Below are 6,000 nucleotides of genomic sequence, written 5' to 3'. Positions count from 1 at the left end.
AGTGTTTTCGAGTCGGTGAATTAGTACCGGTCACCTCAACACCCCTTCACAGAGCTTCCAGCCCCGGCCTATCAACCCCATCATCTCTAGGACACCTCAAAAGAAACCTCATCTCGGAACAGGCTTCCCGCTTAGATGCTTTCAGCGGTTATCCCTCCCGCACATAGCCAACCAGCAACACCCATGGCAGAATGACTGGCACACCAGAGGTACGTCCATCCCGGTCCTCTCGTACTAGGGACAGCCTTCCACAAGTTTCCACGCGCGCGGCGGATAGAGACCGAACTGTCTCACGACGTTCTAAACCCAGCTCGCGTGCCGCTTTAATGGGCGAACAGCCCAACCCTTGGGACCAACTCCAGCCCCAGGATGCGACGAGCCGACATCGAGGTGCCAAACCATCCCGTCGATATGAACTCTTGGGGAAGATCAGCCTGTTATCCCCGGGGTACCTTTTATCCGTTGAGCGACACCCCAACCGCAAGGAGATGCCGGATCACTAGTCCCAACTTTCGTTCCTGCTCGAGCAGTCACTCTCACAGTCAAGCTCCCTTATACACTTACACTCAACACCTGATTACCAACCAGACTGAGGGAACCTTTGGGCGCCTCCGTTACCATTTAGGAGGCAACCGCCCCAGTTAAACTACCCACCAGGCACTGTCCCCAACCCAGATCATGGGCCAAGGTTCAAGAGGCGCGGAACGACCAGAGTGGTATTTCACCAACAACTCCACCACACCTAGCGGTGCGGCTTCACAGTCTCCCACCTATCCTACACAAACCGAACCACACCCCAATACCAAGCTATAGTAAAGGTCCCGGGGTCTTTTCGTCCTGCCGCGCGAAACGAGCATCTTTACTCGTACTGCAATTTCACCGGGCCTGTGGTCGAGACAGCAGGAAAGTCGTTACGCCATTCGTGCAGGTCGGAACTTACCCGACAAGGAATTTCGCTACCTTAGGATGGTTATAGTTACCACCGCCGTTTACTGGGGCTTAAATTCACCGCTACACCCACAAGCGTGGGCCCACAGCTCCTCGTAACCTTCCAGCACCGGGCAGGCGTCAGTCCGTATACATCAACCCAAGTTTTCGCACGGACCTGTGTTTTTAGTAAACAGTCGCTTTCCCCTAGCCTCTGCGACCACCCCACGCCCACCAACCGCTCGTGTTGGCGACCCAAGGTGGCTCCCCATCTCCCAAAGTTACGGGGACAATTTGCCGAATTCCTTAACCACAGTTCACCCGCAAGCCTTAGTATACTCAACCCAACTACCAGCGTCGGTTTCGGGTACGGGCAACACCACCACTCGCTTAGAGGCTTTTCTCGACAGCACAGGATCACCACCATCACCACCACAAGGTGGCTACGCATCACGCCTCACCCACAATGTGCGGCGGATTTACCAACCACACGGGCCACACGCTTACACCCCCACAACCAACCGGAGGCGTGGCTACCACACTGCGTCACCCCATCACTTGGCTACCACGCATCAGGCCCCACACCACACCCCGCAAAAACCAACAACCCCGAAAGGCTGTCGATCCGGGATGCGGCACAGTTAGTATCAACGCTTCACCATAAGAACGCGGCAGCACCGGTACGGGAATATCAACCCGTTTCCCATCGACTACGCCCGACGGCCTCGCCTTAGGACCCGACTCACCCTGAGCAGACAAACTTCACCCAGGAACCCTTAGTCATACGGCCACCAGGATTCTCACCTGATTCATCGTTACTCATGCCTGCATTCTCACTCGCACGCACTCCACCACCCATCACCAGGCAGCTTCACCACACGCACGACGCTCCCCTACCCACCATGCAAACCATGGCGCCGCGGCTTCGGCGGTGTACTTAAGCCCCACTACATTCTCGGCGCAGAACCACTCGACCAGTGAGCTATTACGCACTCTTTCAAGGATGGCTGCTTCTAAGCCAACCTCCTGGCTGTCTTCGCGACCCCACATCCTTTCCCACTTAGCACACCCTTAGGGGCCTTAGCCGGCGATCTGGGCTGTTTCCCTCTCGACCAATGGAGCTTATCCCCCACAGTCTCACTGCCACACAACACGTCAATGGAATTCGGAGTTTGGCAGGTATCACTAAGACGCATAATCCCGCTCAACCAACCAGTCGCTCTACCTCCACCACGCTCAACATGCAACGCTGCACCTAAATGCATTTCGGGGAGAACCAGCTATCACGGAGTTTGATTAGCCTTTCACCCCTACCCACAACTCATCCCCGCAGTTTTCAACCTACGTGGGTTCGCGCCTCCACAACCTCTTACAGCTGCTTCACACTGGCCATGGGTAGATCACCCCGCTTCGGGTCCAGGACACGCCACTCACCCGCCCAACAAAGACTCGGTTTCCCTACGACTACCCCACAGGCGGGTTAACCTCGCGACGCGCCGCTGACTCGCAGGCTCATTCTTCAAAAGGCACGCCATCACCCAAAAGGCTCTGACGGCTTGTAGACACACAGTTTCAGGAACTATTTCACTCCCCTCCCGGGGTACTTTTCACCATTCCCTCACGGTACTATCCACTATCGGTCACACCATGTCATTCAGGCTTACCAGGCGGTCCCGGCAGATTCACAGCAGATTCCACGAGCCCGCTGCTACTCGGGAACACCATCATCGCAGACTGCGTGCGTATTCGTCTACGGGACTCTCACCCACTCCGGTCGGCCATCCCAAACCAGTTCAACTCACACACACAACCCACAACCCCAGCCGGTAGACTGGGAACAACGATGCCCCACAACCCCCAGCATGCAACCCCTACCGAGTTATCCACACACCAGGTTTAGCCATCATCCGCTATCGCTCGCCACTACACACGGAATCACATTCGTTTTCTCAAAAAACAGGTACTGAGATGTTTCACTTCCCCGTTCCACCCCCGCGAAGCCTATACATTCAGCAACACGGTGACACCCACCAACAGACAGGTGCCGGGTTTCCCCATTCGGACACCCTCGGATCAACGCTCAGTAGACAACTCCCCGAGGACTATCGCGGCCTCTCACGTCCTTCATCAGCATGATGTGCCAAGGCATCCACTATGCGCCCATAAGATAAAAACACTGTCTCAGATATTTGGCCGTATGCTACCAGTAAGCAACATAAGACTTGCCACAATCAACAAAAATAATCGCAGATCGCGTCCACTATGCAGTTCTCACACAACACCACCCACACCCAACCACCAAACCATTCCGGTTAGTGATGGTGTGTAGGCACGACACAACACTTGCGTGCTGCGCCAGACACCCAACAACGTGACACGACTATGCTTTGTGGCTCGCGTGTACAGGACACACGCTCAACCAGTGACAACCAGGTTTAGCCCCGATGGGCAACCACACACCAAACAACACTCATTTAGTCGCTTGTTAGTATGGCGCATCCATGTATCAAAAAAACTCCTTAGAAAGGAGGTGATCCAGCCGCACCTTCCGGTACGGCTACCTTGTTACGACTTCGTCCCAATCGCCGATCCCACCTTCGACACCACCCCACACAAAGTGGAGCAAGCGGCTTCGGGTGTTACCAACTTTCATGACGTGACGGGCGGTGTGTACAAGGCCCGGGAACGTATTCACCGCAGCGTTGCTGATCTGCGATTACTAGCGACTCCGACTTCATGGGGTCGAGTTGCAGACCCCAATCCGAACTACGACCAGCTTTACAGGATTAGCTCCACCTCACGGTCTCGCAACCTACTGTACCGGCCATTGTAGCATGTGTGAAGCCCTGGACATAAGGGGCATGATGATTTGACGTCATCCCCACCTTCCTCCGAGTTCACCCCGGCAGTCTCTCACGAGTCCCCACCACAACGTGCTGGCAACATAAGACAAGGGTTACGCTCGTTGCGGGACTTAACCCAACATCTCACGACACGAGCTGACGACAACCATGCACCACCTGCACACCAGCCACAAAGGGACAGACGATCTCTCGCCTAATCTAGTGCATGTCAAACCCAGGTAAGGTTCTTCGCGTTGCATCGAATTAATCCACATGCTCCGCCGCTTGTGCGGGCCCCCGTCAATTCCTTTGAGTTTTAGCCTTGCGGCCGTACTCCCCAGGCGGGGCGCTTAACGCGTTAGCTACGACACGGAAACCATGGAAAGTCCCCACACCTAGCGCCCACCGTTTACAGCATGGACTACCAGGGTATCTAATCCTGTTCGCTACCCATGCTCTCGCTCCTCAGCGTCAGTGACTGCCCAGAGACCTGCCTTCGCCATCGGTGTTCCTCCTGATATCTGCGCATTCCACCGCTACACCAGGAATTCCAGTCTCCCCTACAGCACTCAAGCCAGCCCGTATCGCCTGCACACCCGGAGTTAAGCCCCAGACTTTCACAGACGACGCGACAAGCCACCTACGAGCTCTTTACGCCCAGTAAATCCGGACAACGCTCGCACCCTACGTATTACCGCGGCTGCTGGCACGTAGTTAGCCGGTGCTTCTTCTACCACTACCGTCACCACCCTTCCAACCAGGCGGCTTCCTCGCGGTCGAAAGGAGTTTACAACCCGAAGGCCGTCATCCCCCACGCGGCGTCGCTGCATCAGGCTTCCGCCCATTGTGCAATATTCCCCACTGCTGCCTCCCGTAGGAGTCTGGGCCGTATCTCAGTCCCAATGTGGCCGTCCACCCTCTCAGGCCGGCTACCCGTCGCCGCCTTGGTAGGCCATTACCCCACCAACAAGCTGATAGGCCGCGAGCTCATCCCCAACCACTAGAAAATCGTTTTCCACCACAGGCACCACCCTGCAGTCCTATCGGGAATTAGACCCAGTTTCCCAGGCTTATACCCAAGTTGGGGGCAGATCACTCACGTGTTACTCACCCGTTCGCCACTCGAGCACCCGCAATCCACAAGGGAAAGCAGGCCTTTCCGTTCGACTTGCATGTGTTAAGCACGCCGCCAGCGTTCGTCCTGAGCCAGGATCAAACTCTCCATCAACAACCACCCACACACAACAGGTCTAGCCCGAGGCTCGCCCGTAGCGTAGGGTGGTTAATCCTGTAAAAAAATAAGATTCAAGGATCTACTAGCAAAAAAGCTGCCCGCACGTCCCACCACCCAAAACACGACTGTGTTGGTGGCCGCGCGACACACCGGCCTGGTCACGTCTCGACGGGGGTCGAAACCAACCACACCATCTGGTGTGCCGCATCCACGCAGGCAACCCACCAGCATCAACCATCCCAAAACCAAAAAAGATATGCACCACACGACACCACCAAGCCATAAGACTTGTGTGCCTGCGTGGTCGCCCGTGTTTTGGGGGCTTGACACTGATCGTCACAACCCCACCCAGCCGGGCGCCTACACGCCTAGCTGTTTAGGGTTACATAATCATGGCACGCTATTGAGTTCTCACACAACACCACACGACCACACACCAACCGTTCATTGAACAGTGGGTGACGCCCGTGCGAGACACCGAAGTTTAGCAGCCCTACTGCGTGTTCCGCAACCCGACCGGGAGACCGTGTCTCCGTGTGGGTGCTGCCGGCCGGAGCGCGTCCGGCCTGCTCGGCGACGAGGCATAACTATACGAACCCCCACCGACAACAGCAACACCGCAGGTCACAAGGCTCTATTAACGGTGTTTTACGCGCCGTTCACGGGGGAAGCGTAGAAGACCGCGCTCGGTCAGTTCGTCGGCCCCACCCCACGCACCGGGGTGCCTTCCCCAACCGGCACCTGGACGCTTCAGGCTGCCGTCCTCCGCTCGCAGGGTCACGCTTGATCGAGACTCGGGTGTCGGCCGGCGTCTGTCGAGACGCGGGCTGGGCCCTCGCCTTTCTGGATGCCGGTTTATTCGGCGGCTCCAGCACGCCGCCGGGGCGCCCCACGTACCTGATCCCATCACACGAGAGGTCGTTGCACGCCCCTCCTGAGCGGACACAGACTCACAGGATTCTCAGGCTCGGTCGATGACCGCAGGTCAACGAACCG

Annotated in this window: 2 rRNA genes; both read right to left on the bottom strand. The window is 56.7% G+C overall.

Annotated elements, in window-relative coordinates:
- A 23S ribosomal RNA gene (locus tag HMPREF9719_RS09270) occupies positions 1-3,103 on the bottom strand.
- Between the two features lie 347 nt (positions 3,104-3,450).
- Positions 3,451-4,998: ribosomal RNA gene (locus tag HMPREF9719_RS09265) — 16S ribosomal RNA — on the bottom strand.
- Together the 16S and 23S rRNA genes form the textbook arrangement of a ribosomal RNA operon.
- Positions 4,999-6,000 lie beyond the last annotated feature (1,002 nt).

It is taken from the genome of Corynebacterium otitidis ATCC 51513 (genome assembly GCF_000296405.1).
Classification (GTDB): domain Bacteria; phylum Actinomycetota; class Actinomycetes; order Mycobacteriales; family Mycobacteriaceae; genus Corynebacterium; species Corynebacterium otitidis.
Note: the sequence above shows the minus strand (reverse complement) of the source record. Positions and strands in the feature narration are given on the sequence as shown.